This window comes from Streptosporangium becharense, assembly GCF_014204985.1.
GTDB classification, from domain to species: domain Bacteria; phylum Actinomycetota; class Actinomycetes; order Streptosporangiales; family Streptosporangiaceae; genus Streptosporangium; species Streptosporangium becharense.
Window position 1 is genome coordinate 5,174,791 of sequence record NZ_JACHMP010000001.1, and the last position, 16,703, is coordinate 5,191,493.

10 protein-coding genes are annotated in these 16,703 nt (G+C 73.0%); 6 read left to right on the forward strand and 4 right to left on the reverse strand.

Annotated features, from left to right (window positions below; translation table 11 throughout):
* Positions 1–431 precede the first annotated feature (431 nt).
* A complete protein-coding gene (locus F4562_RS22755; protein ID WP_184541246.1) occupies positions 432–1,172 on the reverse strand; it encodes a superoxide dismutase family protein in 741 nt (246 codons plus the stop codon).
* A gap of 287 nt (positions 1,173–1,459) precedes the next feature.
* Here F4562_RS22755 and F4562_RS22760 point away from each other — a divergent pair, with 287 nt between their 5' ends.
* The 5 genes from F4562_RS22760 (at position 1,460) to F4562_RS22780 (ending at position 7,868) form a co-directional block, all read left to right on the forward strand.
* Positions 1,460–2,671, forward strand: coding sequence for a heparin lyase I family protein (locus F4562_RS22760; protein ID WP_184854792.1), 1,212 nt, complete (start codon positions 1,460–1,462; stop codon positions 2,669–2,671).
* A gap of 49 nt (positions 2,672–2,720) precedes the next feature.
* Positions 2,721–4,103 carry a discoidin domain-containing protein gene (locus F4562_RS22765; protein ID WP_184541244.1) on the forward strand — a complete coding sequence of 461 codons (1,383 nt, stop codon included), beginning with the start codon at positions 2,721–2,723 and terminating at the stop codon, positions 4,101–4,103.
* 155 nt (positions 4,104–4,258) lie between these two features.
* Complete coding sequence (locus F4562_RS22770) at positions 4,259–5,650, forward strand: discoidin domain-containing protein (RefSeq protein ID WP_184541243.1); 1,392 nt, start codon at positions 4,259–4,261, stop codon at positions 5,648–5,650.
* A gap of 20 nt (positions 5,651–5,670) precedes the next feature.
* Positions 5,671–6,888, forward strand: coding sequence for an MFS transporter (locus F4562_RS22775; RefSeq protein ID WP_184541242.1), 1,218 nt, complete (start codon positions 5,671–5,673; stop codon positions 6,886–6,888).
* Positions 6,885–7,868: a TolB family protein gene (locus F4562_RS22780; RefSeq protein WP_184541241.1), complete on the forward strand. Its 984-nt coding sequence runs from the start codon at positions 6,885–6,887 to the stop codon at positions 7,866–7,868. The genes F4562_RS22775 and F4562_RS22780 overlap by 4 nt, the downstream gene beginning before the upstream one ends.
* 67 nt (positions 7,869–7,935) lie before the next feature.
* Here F4562_RS22780 and F4562_RS22785 read toward each other — a convergent pair whose 3' ends face one another.
* Positions 7,936–10,683 carry an AAA family ATPase gene (locus F4562_RS22785; RefSeq protein ID WP_184541240.1) on the reverse strand — a complete coding sequence of 916 codons (2,748 nt, stop codon included), beginning with the start codon at positions 10,681–10,683 and terminating at the stop codon, positions 7,936–7,938.
* Positions 10,684–10,981: 298 nt separating this feature from the next.
* Here F4562_RS22785 and F4562_RS22790 point away from each other — a divergent pair, with 298 nt between their 5' ends.
* Entirely contained in the window at positions 10,982–13,687 is a 2,706-nt protein-coding gene (locus F4562_RS22790; RefSeq protein WP_184541239.1) for a helix-turn-helix transcriptional regulator, read from the forward strand.
* A gap of 17 nt (positions 13,688–13,704) precedes the next feature.
* On the opposite strand, the gene F4562_RS22795 is transcribed toward F4562_RS22790, so the two are convergent.
* Together F4562_RS22795 and typA are read right to left on the reverse strand one after the other, a co-directional pair.
* A complete protein-coding gene (locus F4562_RS22795) occupies positions 13,705–14,466 on the reverse strand; it encodes a superoxide dismutase family protein (RefSeq protein ID WP_184541238.1) in 762 nt (253 codons plus the stop codon).
* Between the two features lie 318 nt (positions 14,467–14,784).
* Complete coding sequence (gene typA / locus F4562_RS22800) at positions 14,785–16,638, reverse strand: translational GTPase TypA (protein WP_184541237.1); 1,854 nt, start codon at positions 16,636–16,638, stop codon at positions 14,785–14,787.
* Positions 16,639–16,703: the final 65 nt, after the last annotated feature.

Consider the following 16,703-nt stretch of genomic DNA (forward strand, 5'->3'; position numbering starts at 1 on the left):
GCGTGGGAAACAGGGAGGATGCGGCATGCCCCGTTGGAAGAAGGGGGTGCCATGGCTGGCCGATCCGGTGTGACGAGGGGTGGGAGCACGCCCTTCACGAGGTCCGACAGATCTCCGTTTGGGCGTTCGCGTCTTTCTCAGAGCTGCGATGTGGGGCGACGACTCGGCCTCACTGCGGTGCAGTGGGGCGTCTCCGCTCCCGCACAGCACCGGCGCAGGTGCGCTGTATGAGCGATATCCATCCCTTTGGGCTTTTTGCGGTCCGTAACACTGAATCGACTGATCGTCGTCAGGATGGCCCATCGCCCTTGTGAATCGTTTGTTCTTCTTGGAGAGACTTATCCCGGCTTGTCATCGCCAACCCATACCTTTGGCACGGATCGCCGGATGTCCACTTAGGCGCTGGGACACTTACACCTCGCCGGGGAGTTTCACCGGCCGGGCCGGGGAACGGGCCCGGACTCCTGGCGCCTGATGATCACCCCGCAGGCGACGCGTCCGCCGGAGTCGCCTGCCTTGCGGGTCTCGGCGTCCGGGCCCCTGGTGCCGGTGGAGTCGGGCTGGTGGGTGTAGCGGTCGGGGATGTTGGCGTGGTTGTCCGGCAGGGCGTGGATCACGACGGAGCTGCCGTCGCGGTCGAAGAGCTGCCCGACCCGGAACCGGTCGGTCACGACGACGGCCTCGCCGGTGCCGTCCGCGGCGACGAGCAGGTTGGGCAGGTCACCCGAGTGGTCGCCGTGCACGGCGGAGCGAAGGGTGAAGTGCGGGCCCGCGCTGAAGAAGGGGCTGCCGGTGACCGGGTCGACCGATGCGGGGTCGCAGACTCCCTTGGCGTGGATGTGGAAGCCGTGGTAGCCCGGCCGCAGGCCCTTCACCCTGACCGTGACCCGCGACCTGTTGTACAGCTGGTGCTCCACGCGCAGCACGCCGACCTCCCGGCCGGCCGCGTTCCTGATGACGGCGTCGGCCGCCGGCCAGGGCCAGCGGGCCACCCCCGCCGCGCCGGCCGCTCCGGCGACCCCGGCACCTCCGGCGACCCCGGTGACCGCGGCGACCCCGGTTGCTCCGGTGACCCCGGTCGTCTGAGCCACCTCGGCCGTCGCGGCGGTTCCGGTTCCGGTCATGACCGTGCCGGACACGACGGCCAGGACGAGACAGGTCTTGCCAAGCATGAGAGATCCCCCCGAGTGCGAATCGGGGCGCCTCTCCCGTGACGAGAGGCGGCCCGCACAGGTTCTTACCTCAGGCGGTGCCGTCTCCCTCCGTCACCACGCCGTGACGTGCTGAAATGCCGCCCGCTGCGGAACCGGCCCGGGGCGGGGCGGAGAAGGTATGAATGAGTATCACTTACTCATGACGGTCATTGTCAGTTCCAGGACGCTGTCGGCAACGAACACCGGCCTGTACGCGGCCCGCGCCGGAGCGGCGGGGCCGGGTGCGCCACTTGGAGCTGATGACAGTGATCTGGAAGAGAACCGCGGCGCTGACCGTGGCGACGCTGGCGATGGCGCTGGGGGCTTCGGCGCTGCCCGCCCAGTCGGCGAACGCCGATCCGGCGGGTGTCCTCAGGACCCTCGACTGGGAGAACGCGGGCGACCGCACCATGCCGGAGAAGGCGCCGACGGGCTTGAACAAGCACTGGGTGGCCTCCCACGGCGCCTCCGTGGTCACCAGCCCGGTACGGGACGGGTCCCACGCGGCGCGGTTCCAGCTCAACCGCACCGACCCGATCCACTCCGGCAGCAAGCGCGCCGAGATCACCCAGCGCGACGAGCAGCCGGTCAACGCCGAGCGGTGGTACGGCTTCAGCATCAACCTGCCCTCAAGCTGGAAACACGACGTCTCCTCCGAGATCGTGAGCCAGTGGCACCAGTGCGACTCGGGCTGCCCCGGCGGCTCGCCGCCGCTGGCGCTCCTCACCGACGAGGGCAAATGGAAGATCGACTTCCGGAGGGAGATCATCGACCTCGGCCAGTACGCCACCGGCACGTGGACCGACTGGGTCTTCCACGTCAAGTGGCGCACCGATGGTGAGGGTCTGCTCCGGGTGTGGCGGAACGGGCAGGAGGTCCTGAACCGGACGGGCCGTACGCACGATGGAGGGCCGCGCTCGCCGTACTTCAAGTTCGGCATCTACAAGTGGGACTGGAACAGAGCTGACAAGCCCTCCGACACCGATCAGCGGGTGATGTTCTACGACGCGCTGCGGCTGGGCGACCAGCGGGCCACCCGCGCCGACGTGGACCCCGCCCGGTCGGGTGGCCCGGCCTGCGCGGCGACCCTTCCGGTGAAGGGCGCCTCCGCGACCACCCACGAGGACGTCAACCCGCCGGCGCGGGCCGTCGACGGCGACCTGGCCACCCGTTGGTCGGGTCAGGGCTTCGGCGCCGCGCTGATCCTGGACCTGGGATCGACGCACCGCCTCTGCGGTACGAAGGTGGCCTGGCACCTCGGTGACAAGCGGTGGAACGACTACACCGTCTACACCTCACCGGACAACGTGACCTACACCAAGGCCTGGGAGGGCCGCAGCTCGGGCGGGACGACCGCACCCGAGCAGGAGCTGTTCAAGGACGGCCCGCGCGACGCCCGATACGTCAAGATCGCCTTCTGGCAGAACCCGCAGAACGACTGGGCGAGCATCACCGAGGCGGCCGTGCTCGGCTCCTGAGCCGTCGACGCCCCTGACCGAGCAGCCGTTTGCGAAGAGGTGACCTTCGATGCGACGACCCGGCGCCACCCCCCTGGCGACCGCACTGGCCGTGACCGGCGTCATGTCGGTCACCGGCTTCATCCCCGATCCCCCGGCCCCGGCCTCGGCTCCGGCCCAGTCGCAGGCCGGGGTCCGGGCACCGGCGACGGCCCGGGCCCCGCAGGCCGTTCAGGAAGCTGTGCCGACGGCCGGGACCGACCCGGTCGACGGTGTGGCCATGATCTACCCCACCAGGGCCGGCGGGCAGGTCTGGCACCTGCCGGCCGACCCCTCGGCCGACCCCCGCCTGGACGGGACGGAGCTGACGCCCAACGGGGACGGCACCTTCACGGTGAAGGACGTCAAGACCCGGCTCGGCGTCTCCACGACCACCTACGACGAGGACGAGCACGAGAAGTCCCTGCTCTGGCGTCAACCCGAGCTGCGTGACAAGGGCTACATGCACGACCGGAACGACTGGCGGAACGTGGAGATAAGTGGATATGTCCGCTATGTCGCCGGGGATGATGGGGACGCCTTCACCTGGTACGCCCGCGGCGGCCGGCACACCGGCACGGGCCAGACCCCCCAGGCGTGCTGGGGAACCGCCTACAAGGGCGACCTCCGCTACTCCGACGGCGCCGTGAAGATCGAGAAGGAGGTCTACCACAGGGGCGGCTACGGCTACGCGAAGGGCGCCTACGTCGGAGGTGGCGCGTCCGTCAAAGGCAGGATGGTCGGCTTCAAGGTCGTCATCTACGACATCCCCGGCGGTGTGCGGGTGGAGACCTACCTCGACCGGTCCGGCGACGGCACCTGGGTCCGGGTCACGAGCCGGGACGACACCGGCGGGTGGTCCGTCGACACGGCCAACCCCTGCGGCGGTACCCGCGACGAGAGGATCATCTGGGGTGGTCCGAAGGCCGCGTTCCGCTGGGACGGCGCCACCGAGGTCGACGTGGCCAGGCTCAGCGTCCGGGAGATCGACCCCACCGGCCAGACCGATCCCTGCGCGACGAGGTTCACCCCCGCCGGGGTGACCGCCAGCACGTGGGAGGAGATCAACCCGCCGTCGAACGCGGTGGACGGTGACCTGGCGACGCGCTGGTCGGGCAGCGGGTACGGCGCGTACCTCGTGCTCGACCTGGGAGCACCGCGTCCGGTGTGCCGGGTGGACGTCGCCTGGCACCAGGGCGACCGGCGGTGGAACGACTACACCGTCTACACCTCACCGGACGGCGTGACCTACACCAAGGCGGCGGAGGGCCGCAGCTCGGGCACGACCCCGAACGCGGAACCGTACCGCTTCCCGCAGCGCCAGGCCCGGTACGTCCGCATCGCCTGGTGGAACAGCTCCGCGGGCAACGGCTGGGCCAGCATCGCCGAGGCCGCCGTCTTCGGCGGCCGCTGACCCTGCGTCACCTGGTCGTCCGGCGCGTCACCCACGTGCCGGACGACGCGCCGGACCTTCTGGACCTCGCACCCGACTCTCCGGAGGACGCGCCGGCCCTTCCGGATACCGCACCCGGCCCTCCGGACCTCGCACTGCCGACAGGGAGATCACGTATGCCACGAACGAAACCGGTGTGGGCGGCGCTCTGCGCCTTCATGCTGCTGGCGACGCTCGGTGCCGGAGGCGCCGCGCAGGCCGACGATCGCGCCGTCCGGGGCGCCGCTCACGCGACCGGTCAGGGGACGGGCCTGCGGGCCGGCGACGTCCCCTCGACGGTCGTCCCGTCCATCCCCGGGTGCACCACCGCCCAGCCGCTCTCCGGGGTGACCGCGAGCACCTGGGAGGACGTCAACCCGCCGCAGCAGGCGGCCGACGGCGACCCGACCACCCGGTGGTCCGGGGAGGGGCTCGGCGCGCACCTGATCCTCGATCTGGGACAGGCGCGCACCATGTGCGGTCTGAAGATCGCCTGGCACCGCGGCGACAAACGGTGGAACGACTTCAACATCTACACCTCGCCGGACGACACGACCTACACCAAGGTCTGGGCCGGCCGCAGCTCCGGGAGCACCGCGGGGTTCGAGAGTTACCCGTACGCCGCCCCGGTGACCGCCCGTTACGTGCGGATCTCCTTCTGGCAGAGCCAGGAGGGCTCCTGGGCGAGCATCAGCGAGACCGCCGCGCTCGGGCCCGACGCGAGCCAGGGCGGTGAACACGTCGTCGTGGCGGCCGGCGACATCGCCACCACCTGCGAGGGGGAGAAGTGCGCGCACCGGCGCACCTCCGACCGGGTCCTCGCCATCGACCCCGCCGTCGTGCTGGCCCTGGGCGACAACCAGTACGAGAACGGCACCTACGAGGAGTACAGCAAGCACTACGACCCGACCTGGGGCCGGTTCAAGGCGAAGACGAAACCGACGCCGGGCAACCACGAGTACGGGCTCGGCGACGGCGCGGCGGGCTACTTCGAATACTTCGGCTCGGCGGCCGGCTCCCCGGCGAAGAGCTGGTACAGCTTCGACCTGGGCGACTGGCACATCATCTCGCTCAACTCCGAGACGAGCCGCAGCGCGGGCAGCACGCAGGTCACCTGGCTCAAGGACGACCTGAGCCGCAACACCAAGCCGTGTGTGCTGGCCTTCTGGCACCGGCCGATGTTCAGCTCCGGCTCCGCGCACGGCAACTTCCCCAACATGAGGCCGTTCTGGGACGCGTTGTACGACGCGCGCGCGGATCTCGTGCTCGGCGGCCACGACCACCACTACGAGCGGTTCGCCAAGCAGAACCCGGACGCCCAGAAATCCTCGTCCGGGATCCGGGAGTTCGTCGTCGGCACCGGAGGGGCGTCGACGAAGCCCGCCGGCACGATGCGGGCCAACAGCGAGAAGTTCCTGCAGAAGCACGGCGTCCTCAAGCTGACCCTGGCCGCGAACAGCTACTCCTGGCAGTTCGTGCAGGACGACGGCGCGGTCCTCGACAGCGGCGCTCCGGTCGCGTGCAACTGAACGACTGAAAAGGAATCCCCGTGTACCTGTCGACCGCCAGGCTCGCGCCGGTGGCGCGGACGGACGGCCCGGTCCGCCGTCTGCTCTCGGGCAACGTGCTCGCCCTGGGCCTGGTCAGCCTGGTGACCGACGTGTCCGCCGAGATGGTCACCGCGATCCTGCCCGCCTATCTGGTGCTGGGGCTGCACCTCACCACGGTCCAGTACGGCATGATCGACGGGCTTCACGCCGGGATGACCGCGCTGTTCCGGCTGGGAGGCGGGTACGCGGCCGACAGATGGCGCCTGCGCAAGGCGGTCGCGGGCTTCGGGTACGGGCTGTCGGCCCTGGCCAAGCTCGGTCTGCTCGCCGCGGGCCCGTCCGTCGCCGGGATCGGTGGTGCCCTCGCGGCGGACCGGGTCGGCAAGGGGCTGCGTACCCCGCCGCGTGACGCGCTGATCACCATGTCGGTTCCGGAGCCCATGCTGGGGCGGGCCTTCGGGGTGCACCGCACGATGGACGGGGTGGGTGCCTTCCTCGGGCCGCTCGCCGCGCTCGGGGTGCTGGCGCTGGCGGGCTCGGGTCAGGCGTTCCCGGCGGTTTTCGTGGCGAGTTTCTGCGCCGCGGCGCTCGGGGTGCTGCTGCTGGTGCTGTTCGTGCGGGACCGGCGCGAACCGGCCGTGCGGGTGGAGCCGCGGGCGTGGAGCCCGCCGTGGCGGCTGCTCGCTACCGCGGAGTTCCGGCGGGTGTGGCTGGCCGCCGTCCTGCTCGGCCTGGTCACGATCGGCGACGGGTTCGTCTACCTGCTCCTGCAGCGCCGAGAGGACCTGTCGATCATGTGGTTCCCCCTGCTGGCGGTGGGCACGAACCTGGCCTACCTGCTGCTGGCGACGCCGCTGGGCTGGCTCGCCGACCGGATCGGCCGCGGCACGACGGTGGCGGCGGGGTGCGCGGCGCTGCTGGGCGTGTACGTGCTGCTGGCGACGGGCGGCGGCTCCATCCCGCTGATCCTGCTGCTCTACGGGGCGTTCTACGCCGCGACGGACGGAGTGCTGATGGCGTGTACCGGGCCGGTCGTGCCCGAACGGTGGCGGACCAGCGGGATGGCGGTCGTGCAGACCGGGCAGGCGCTGGCCTACCTGGTCTCGTCACTGGCCTTCGGTGCCGCCTGGCAGGTGTGGGGGCCGGCCGCGGCCTGCTGGGCCGCCGCCGCCGGGGCGGCGCTGGCGCTCCCGCTGTGCGGGCGGTGGCTGCGATGAGGGGCAGGGTGGTGATCGCGGTCGTGGCCGCCGTCGTGCTGGCGGGGGTGGCGGTCGGGTTCGCGCGGCTGTCCGGGGACGCGCGGTCGGCGGCGACGCTGTCCGCGGCCCCGCCCGCCTCCCCGTCCGCCCGCTCGCCGCTCTGGTCCGGTGTGCTGGCGCGCAGCACCGCCGACGGCGCGGAGTACGGCAGGCTCGTCATCGCGGGTCCACGCGGCCGGGAGGTCCTGCCACTGTCCTGCGTTCGCGCCTACGCGGCGGGCGGCACCGGAATCTGCCTGCGTGAGCAGGCCGACGCGCCGGGCTCGTACGAGACCGTGCTGTTCGACCGGAGCCTGCGGCAGACCTGGTCCAGCCCGTTCGCCGGGGTGCCCAGCCGGGCCAGGGTGTCGGCGAGCGGGCGGATGGTGGCGTGGACCGTGTTCGTCCAGGGCGACTCCTACGCCGCCGCCGGCGCCTTCTCCACCCGCGCGGGCATCCTCGACACCCGCACCGGGGACGTGGCGGGCACCCTGGAGACCTTCGCCGTCACCCTCGACGGCCGCCCGTACGAGGCGACCGACGTGAACTTCTGGGGGGTCACGTTCGCCGCCGACGACAACCGCTTCTACGCGACCATGTCGACCCGCGGCCGGGAGTACCTCGTGGAGGGCGACTTCGCGGCGCGGCGGGTGCGGACGCTCCGGGAGGGCGTCGAGTGCCCCTCGCTGTCACCGGACGGCACCCGGCTGGCGTACAAGAAACCCCGCCCCGACGGGACGTGGCGACCGGCCGTGCTGGACCTGGCGACCATGGCCGAGACGCCGCTGGCCGAGACACGCGGCATCGACGACCAGCCGGCCTGGCTCGACGACCGCACGGTGATGTACGGCGTGGCCCGGGACACGCGGCACGCCGACGTCTGGGCCGTCCCGGCCGACGGCGGAGGCCGGCCGAGCCTGCTGGTGCCCGACGCCGAGTCTCCCGCACCCCTGGGCTGACGCGGCTCGCCGGACGTGCCCCGGCGGCCGACGGTCCGAGTCTCCCGCGTCCCCCTGGGCAGGCGGCTCACAGACCGGCCGGCGGCCCGCTCAACACCGGGTACGCGCCGAGCGGGGGACGGACGCCGGCCGCCCAGGTCCGCCGGTCGCGTTCCGGGGGCGGGTTCCCCGCGAGCCAGGCCAGGCCCACCGGCGGTACCGGCCGCTCCAGCCCCAGCGCCCGGGGCAGGTCGTCCCGGCTGCGGACACCGAGCTTGCCGTACGCCCGCTGCAGATGGTTCGCGACGGTCCGCCTGGACAGGCACAGGCGTTCGGCGATGGCGTCGTTGGTCAGGCCGCCGGCCGCGAGCTCGCACGTCTCGCGCTCACGCTCGCTCAGCGCCGCCTGCGGGCCGGTGTTCGCCGTCCACGGCGGCCGGTACCCCTCGCACAGCGGTGCCAGGTCACGGACCCGTATCCGCAGCCGGGCCGCCAGCCGGTCGTCCCCCCGCCCGTCGGCGACACCGGCCGCCGACGACACGGCCTCCCAGGCCAGGGAGTGGTATCCCCGTGCCTCCAGGGCGTCCGCCACGGTGAGCAGGCCGTCGACGTCCCCGCCGACGACGGCCTGGGCGTGCCGGTCGAACAGGGCGAACAGTTCGCTGTCGCACCGGCCGGCCACCTCGTGCAGGGCCTCCGCGACGACACGGGAGGGACGCAGCCGCACCGAGTGGTAGAACGCCTCCACCGCCTTGGTGTACCACCCCGTGGACCGGTAGTGCTCGCCCAGCGAGGCGCCGGCCTCGGCGGCCTTCACCCGCCTCCCCTCGATCTGGGCGTCGACGCGGACCTCCGCCAGGGTCAGGTGCCCGCGCAGGTTCGACGCGGCGGGCAGCCGGCGGCCGATCTCCTCCAGCACCCGGCGGCTCTCCGCGAACCGGCCCACGGCGGCCAGGCAGACCGCGTGCTCGCTGAAGACGTAGACCTGGATCGGGAAGGGGGCGTGGTCGTCGAGGAGCGCGCGGGCCTCCTGCAGGCGGGGCAGTGCCCGGCCCGGACGCCCCGCCCACATCTCGCAGACGCCCACCCCGAAGGCGAGCAGCGACGCCTCGGCCGACGCCTCCCGTTCGACGGCCGTCCGGTAGCCGGAGCGGGCCACGGCGAACGCCTCGTCGAGCCGGCCCGTCAGCGCGAGGGCCTCCACGTGACAGGCCGCCGCGGCGGCCCCCATCGCGCTCCACACCCGCGGGCCGCCCAGCCGTCCCGCCGCGTAGGCGTCGGCCACCCGCGCGGGCCGGCCGAGGTAGACGTCCAGGTAGGCGCGGAGCGGGTCGCAGACGCTCGCGATCACGTCGTCCCGTACCCCGGCGGACAGGCAGGACAGGTCGGCGGAGGAGAGGTCCGCCGACCCGTCGCCGAAGGCGGCCAGCGCCAGCTCGGCCACGGCCAGCTCGGCGGCGGCCCCACCGCCGGGAGGACCCGAGACGCGGGCGCTCCGGACGACCTCCGCGGCCTCGGCCGGGCGCCGCAGGTTCCAGCACAGGTTGAGGGCACGCAGCGCCGCGAGCCGGGCGAGCTCGTCCGGCGGCTCCGTCCCGTCCCCGGCCGCGCACCGGCTCAGCAACTCCTCCGCCTCACCGGCCTTGTCCTGGGCCACCAGGGCCCGTGCCAGCACGCCGGCGCCCGCGGCGGTGCCGGCGTGGCGGGCCAGCCGCTCGGCCAGCGGGGCGTCGCAGCGCGTCAGGGCGTCGCGGGCGGCACCCACCACCTGGTCGCCGGGCACCGGGTCGCCCGCGGCCAGCCGCCACGTCACCGCGCGCAGCCGCGCGTGATCCGCCGTGTCGCCGTGCGTCACCGCGCGGGCGAGCGCCCGGTGGACGTCCCGGCGACGTTCCGCGCCGGACCGGGCCCGGACGGACTCCCCGTACAGCGGGTGTCCCATCCGGACCACGAGGTCACGGTGGACCCGCTCGACCGTGATCAGCGAGCGTTGTTCGAGCTCCACCAGCACGGACGCGTCGACGAGCGTTTCGATCACGTCGAGCGGAACCGGTTCGGCGTGCGCCACGTACGACAGCGCGTGGGCCTCCTCAGCGGTGAGCCCGCCCAGGAGGCTCGCCACCAGGTCGCTCAGCCGGTGCTGGACCGGTATCTGCCCCTTCCACCGCCACACGTCGCCGGCCCGGCGCAGGGTCCCGGAGGCCCGGCACGCCTCCACGAGATGCCGCAGGAACAGCGGGTTGCCCCGGGTGACGCGCCACAGCCGGTCGACGGTCAGACCGTCGACCGGCCCACCCAGCACCGAGACGAGCAGAGCGCCGACCGTCGCGCGGTTCAGCCCCTCCACCGCCGACACCCGCACGAACGGCCGGCGCAGCAGCGCCACGACGGCCGGCGCGCCGGTGGACCCGGTCCGGGCCGCGGCGAGGACGCGAGCCCCCGTGGTGGCGGCCAGATGCTGGACCAGGGCGGCGGACGCGTCGTCGAGGTGGTGCACGTCGTCGACGACCAGGACGCAGGTACGGTCGCCGGCGGCCTCCCGCAGCGTGCCGGCCGCGGCGGCGAAGACGTTCGCCGGGTCGTCCCGGTGCCCCCGCTCGGGCAGCAGGGCCGCCATCGCCGCGAACGGCAGCCCGTTCGACGCCTCGGCCCCGGCGGTCACCACCACGTGCATGCCCTCGTCGCGGCAGCGGAGCGCGGCCGACTCCAGCATCCGCGACTTGCCGACGCCCGCCTCGCCGACGAGCAGCACGCCCGGTTCGCCGTACCGCCCGATCCCGGCCACGGCGGCCTCGACCTCGGCCGTCCGCCCGACGAACGGCCAGGTGGGACGCACGATCCACGGTTCGTCACCGTCCCGCGCGGGAGGTCCCTCTTCTTGTGCGTCGCCGTCCCGCGCCGGTTGTGTGTCGCCGTCCCGCGCCGGAGACCCTGTTCCGTGCGTGTCACCGTCTCGCGCCGGAGAGCCCGCCCCCTGCGCGTCGCCGTACAGGAGCACACGGCCCCTTTCTTCGCCTCCGGAAGTTCACCTGGCCCTCGCTCTGCCCTCCGAAAACGGCGACGAACATAAATAATCAACTCGCAAGCGCCGGAAACGGTGGGTACGGGACGATGACCGAGCTATGGAAAAGGGCATGGACCGGCGCGGGAGGACCGAGCCGCGGGGGAACCGGGCGGGCGGCGACAGGCGCGCGCTCGACCGACCGGAAATCATGATCGAGGACACCGGGGTCGTCGTCGGCGGGGGAGACGTCGCGGAGTGGCCCGTGACCGGCCGGGAGAAGGAGACGGACGCGATCCTGTCGGCCCTGGCGTCGCCCGGAGGGTCGGGAGTGCTCCTCACCGGCGAGCCCGGCGTGGGCAAGACCAGCCTCGCGGATCTCGTCCTCGACCGGTGCGCCGAGGCGGGGGCCCTGATCGTCCGCGGAGCCGCGACCGAGGCCACCCGGGAGATCCCCGGGGTGGGGATCGCCGGTCTGCACGTCGTCGGCGGGCAGGACGCCCCGGGCGGGGGCCCCTACGGCGCTGCGGCGGGGCGGGTCCTCATCGGCATCGATGACGCCGACCAGCTCGACGCCTCGTCGGCGACCGCCGTGGGCGACCTGGTCAGGACCATGGGTGCCAGGCTGCTGCTCACCGCGCGCAGCGGCGCTCGCCCCGACGGAGCCCTGGCCCTGGTGTGCGGCCGGGGGCCGTTGACCGTGCTGCCGCTGGTGAACCTGCCGCGCGCGACGGTCCTCGGGCTGCTCACCCACGTCCTGGGCGGGCCGGTCGACGGGCTCACCGCCGACGTGCTGTGGCGGATCACCCGCGGCAACCCGCTGCTGCTGCGGCGTGTCGTCGGCCTCGGGCTCGACACCGGGGAGCTTTCGCGGGGACGCGGGGTCTGGTCCTGGCGCGGTTCACCCGGTGGGCACCCCAGTCTGCACGAGCTGGTCGCCGCCGACCTCGCCACGTTCGGCGAGCCGGAGTCGAAGACGCTGGAGTACGTCGCGCTGACGGGCTCACTGCCGGTGTCGACGTTCGAGCACCTGGCCGGGGCGGAGACCGCCGCCGAGCTGTGGCGGCGGGCCGTCGTCGCCCGCGTCTCCGGCGGGGGAACGGATGAGGTCACCATGTCCCACCCGTTCCACCGGCAGGCCCTGCTCGCCGGGATCGGTCCCCTGCGCCGCCGGCTGAGGCACCGGGAGCTGGTGGCCGCCGCCGCGGAGACGGGCGTTCCCGGCGCGGACGATCCGGCGGCGGTGCTGTGGCGGCTGGAGGCCGGTTTCGACGTGCCGCCGTCGCAGGCGGTGGCCGCGGGGCGGCGCGCGCTCGCCTCCGGTGATCCCGGGCTCGCCGAGAACCTCGCCCAGCACGTCCCCGGCCTGCCGGGCGAGCTCCTGCGCGGTCAGGCGCTGATCGCTCAGGGGCGGGCGGCGGACGGCGAACGCGTGCTCGCCGGGCACGGCGGAGACAGCGCCGAGATGATCGCATTGCGTTCGCTGAACCTGTTCTGGGGGCTCAGCCGGCTCGCCGACGCGCACGAGGCGGTGGCGCGGGCACGCTCCTCGGGTACGGAGCGCTCCGCCGACCTGGGCGTGGCCGAGCTGGGCCTGGCGCTCTTCACCAGGACCGCCCCGCCGGACGCCCGGGGTGCCGGGACCGGACCCTGGCCCTCTCCCGAACCGCTGAACCCCCTGGTCGCCGATGCCGCCACGGCGCTTCGGGCCTACCAGCTCACCTTCCGCGGCAGGCCCGCCCAGGCCGCCGAGGCGTTCGACCGGGGCCTGCTGGAGTTGCCGACGCGCTGGCCCGCCATGCGGGGCTCGACCGCCGCCTGCCACGTGCACGCGCTCGTGCTGGCGGGCAGGATCCGTGCGGCGCTCGCCCTCGTCGAGACCTACTACGAGGATTCGGTGCGCCGCGCGGAGCCGTCCGAGGTCGCCATGGTCGGGCACGTGCGGGGCCACTGCCTGATGTGGGCGGGCCGGCCGAAGCGGGCGCTCGCGCCGCTGCGCGAGGCGTGGGCACTGGTCGACGAGCACACGCCGTTCCCGATGCGGGTCTTCATCGGCTGTGAGTACGCCGTGTGTCTGGCCACCCTCGGGCAGGCGGAGGAGGCGTACCGGGAACTGGACCAGCTCCGCGCATTGATCCCCGGCGATCTCGGGTTGCGCGACCGGCTGGAGTTCAGCCGGATCCGGCTGCTCGCCCACTCCGGCAGGCCGGCTCACGCCGCGGACCTCGCCGACCGGCTGGCCGACCGTTACCTGCACGAGTCGCGGCTCACCACCGGGGTCGAGTGCGCCTACTATCACGTCCGGCTCCGCCCGTCGCCCAGGGCCGCCGCCCGTCTGCGGGAGGCCGCGGGAGCCTGCGACAGCCCGCTGTTCGAGCTCTTCGCCGACCACGCCGAGGCGCTGGCCGCACGGGACGGCACGGCGCTGCGCGGGGTCGCCGACCGGTTCGCCGAGCTCGGCTACCCGGGACTGGCCCTGGAGAGCGCGGCCGCGGCGCCGGGCGGCGGCCGTACGGCGCGGCGGCGTCTCGACGACCTCGCCGGAGAGTGTGACGGCTTCCGCCCGCCCTGGCTCCCGCACGCGGCGCCGTCCTCGCCCTCCTCCCGGGCCTCCTCGCCGCTGACCAGCCGGGAGCGGGAGGTGTGCGAGCTGGCGGCGGCGGGGCTCAGCAGCCCCGCCATCGCGGCGCACCTCGGCGTGTCGGTGCGGACGGTGACCAACCTGCTGGGCCGGGCCTACGGCAAGCTGGGCGTCCGCAGCCGGCGGCAGCTCGGCGCGGCGCTCCCGCCGTCCCCGCCCGCCGAGGACGCCGGCGACGGAGCGGGCGGGCTCCGGTAGCGGGGCTCCGGGCCGGGTCAGCGCACGGTGATCACACCACAGGCGATGCGGCCGCCGGAGTCGCCGGTCCGCCGGGTGGTCTCGTCGGGGCCGTCGCCGCGGTAGCGCTCGGGGACGTTGGCCTGGTTGTCCGGCAGGGCGTGGATCACGACGGCGCTGCCGTCACCGTCGAGGAGCTGTTCCACCGTGAACCGGTCGGTCACGGCGACGAGCCGCCCGACCCCGTTCTCGTTGACCAGGAGGTCGGGCAGGTCCCCGGAGTGGTCGGGATGGTCGCCCGGACGGAGGCTGAAGTGGTCGCCCGCGCTGAAGAAGGGGCTACCGGTCTTCGGGTCGGTCGACCGGGGGTCGCAGACTCCCTTGGCGTGGATGTGGAAGCCGTGGTAGCCGGGGGGAAGACCCCTGACGACGACCGTGACCCGCGTCCTGTCCCCCTCCCCGGGCAGGTCCCGCACCCGCAGCCTGCCGACGTCCCGGCCGTCCGCGTCCTTGATCTCCGCGCGGGCCCGGCGCCCCGACGCCCCGGGAGCGCCGGTCGGGGACGGTGATCCGGTCGGGCTCGCCGTCGTCCCCGGCTGCCCGGGTGATCCGGTCGGGCTCGCCGGCCCGGGTGTCCCGGTGGTGCCCGGTGTCCCGGGCGGCTGCGGTGTCCCGGTCGGGCTCGCCGGTCCGGGACGGCCCGGAGCCGGTTCGGCGGCGACGACCGGGCCGCCGGCCAGCCCCGTACCGAGCACGCCCAGCGCGACGACCAGCCCCAGACGGGTTGTGCGAAGCATCATGAGAATCCCCCGTAGCCTCGTGGCGCCCTTCCGCGGTGCCGGGAAACCCGTGCGGTCCCCCTCCCTTCCGAGTATGCGGAGGCGTCGTGCGGGGCGGGCACCCGGGGTGACCGTGGGACCGCACCGGGTGAGGAGGTCGTGCGGACCGGTGCCGGGGGAGAGGAAGAAGTCGTGCGGACCGGCGCCGGGAGGGAACGAAGGCGGTTCGACGCGAAAGGCGCCGGTTCCGTGAGCGGAACCGGCGCCCTGCCGTCGGAGGCCGCCCGCGACGGCGGGCGGATCGGCCCGGTCCGTGGTGAGGACCGGGCCGGACGGGTGTCAGCTGCCGCGCTTGGCGCGGGCCGCGCTGCGGCCCCGGGTCGCGGCGTCGAGGACGACCTTGCGGATGCGCACCGTCTCGGGCGTGATCTCCACGCACTCGTCCTCGCGGATGAACTCCAGCGCCTGCTCCAGGGAGAGCAGCCGCGGCGGGATGACCTTCTCGGTCTCGTCCGCGGTGGAGGAGCGCATGTTGGTGAGCTTCTTCTCCTTGGTGATGTTCACGTCCATGTCGTCGGAGCGGGAGTTCTCACCGACGATCATGCCTTCGTACACCTCGGTGCCCGGCGAGACGAACAGCACGCCGCGCTCCTGCAGGTTGAGCATGGCGAAGGCGGTCACCGGGCCGGAGCGGTCGGCGACCAGGGAGCCGTTGTTGCGGGTGCGCAGCTCGCCGAACCAGGGCTCGTACGACTCGAACACGTGGTGCACCAGGCCGGTGCCGCGGGTCTCGGTCAGGAACTCGGTACGGAAGCCGATCAGGCCGCGGGCCGGGACCACGAACTCCATCCGGATCCAGCCGGTGCCGTGGTTGGTCATGTGCTCCATGCGGCCCTTGCGGACGGCCAGGAGCTGGGTGACCGCCCCGAGATACTCCTCCGGGCAGTCGACGGTCAGCCGCTCGACCGGCTCGTGCAGCTTTCCGTCGATCGTCTTGGTGACGACCTGCGGCTTGCCGACGGTCAGCTCGTAGCCCTCCCGGCGCATCTGCTCGACCAGGATGGCCAGCGCGAGCTCGCCGCGGCCCTGCACCTCCCAGGCGTCGGGACGCTCGGTCGGCAGGACGCGCAGCGACACGTTGCCGATGAGCTCCTTGTCGAGGCGGTCCTTGACCATGCGGGCGGTGACCTTGGCACCCTTGACCTTGCCGACCAGCGGCGAGGTGTTGGTACCGATGACCATCGAGATGGCGGGCTCGTCGACGGTGATCAGCGGCAGCGGACGCGGGTCGTCGGGGTCGGCCAGCGTCTCACCGATCATGATGTCGGGGATTCCGGCGATCGCGATGATGTCGCCGGGGCCGGCCGACTCGGCGGGCTTGCGCTCCAGCGCCTCGGTCATCAGCAGCTCGGTGATCTTCACCTTCTGGATGCTGCCGTCGGTGCGGCACCAGGCGACCTGCTGGCCCTTGGAGATCGTGCCCTGGTGGACGCGGCACAGCGCGATCCGGCCCAGGTAGGAGGAGGCGTCGAGGTTGGTGACGTGCGCCTGGAGCGGGGCCGACGGGTCGTAGGTCGGGGCCGGGATCGTCTCCTTGATGACCTGGAAGAGCGGCTCCAGGTCGTCGGAGTCGGGCATCCCGCCGTCGTCGGGGCGGTTCAGCGAGGCGCGACCGGCCTTGGCCGAGGCGTAGACGATCGGGAAGTCGATCTGCTCCTCGGTGGCGTCGAGATCCATGAAGAGCTCGTAGACCTCGTCCACGACCTCCTTGATCCGGGCGTCGGGGCGGTCGACCTTGTTGATGCACAGGATGACCGGCATCTTGGCGGCGAACGCCTTGCGCAGCACGAACCGGGTCTGCGGGAGCGGGCCCTCGGAGGCGTCGACCAGCAGCACGACGCCGTCGACCATCGACAGGCCGCGCTCGACCTCGCCGCCGAAGTCGGCGTGGCCGGGGGTGTCGATGATGTTGAGCGTCATGCCGCCGTGCTTGACCGCGGTGTTCTTCGCGAGAATGGTGATGCCCTTCTCGCGCTCGAGGTCGTTGGAGTCCATGACACGGTCGTCGACGTCCTGGTTGGCGCGGAAGGCGCCGGACTGCCAGAGCATGGCATCCACGAGAGTGGTCTTGCCGTGGTCGACGTGCGCGATGATCGCGATGTTCCGCAGGTCATCGCGGCTGTTCAGAGGCATGATGGAGTCTCACTCTGTGATCGTGGAGGCTGGCCGCGGACGTGCGGCCCCCCCATTTTAGTTGA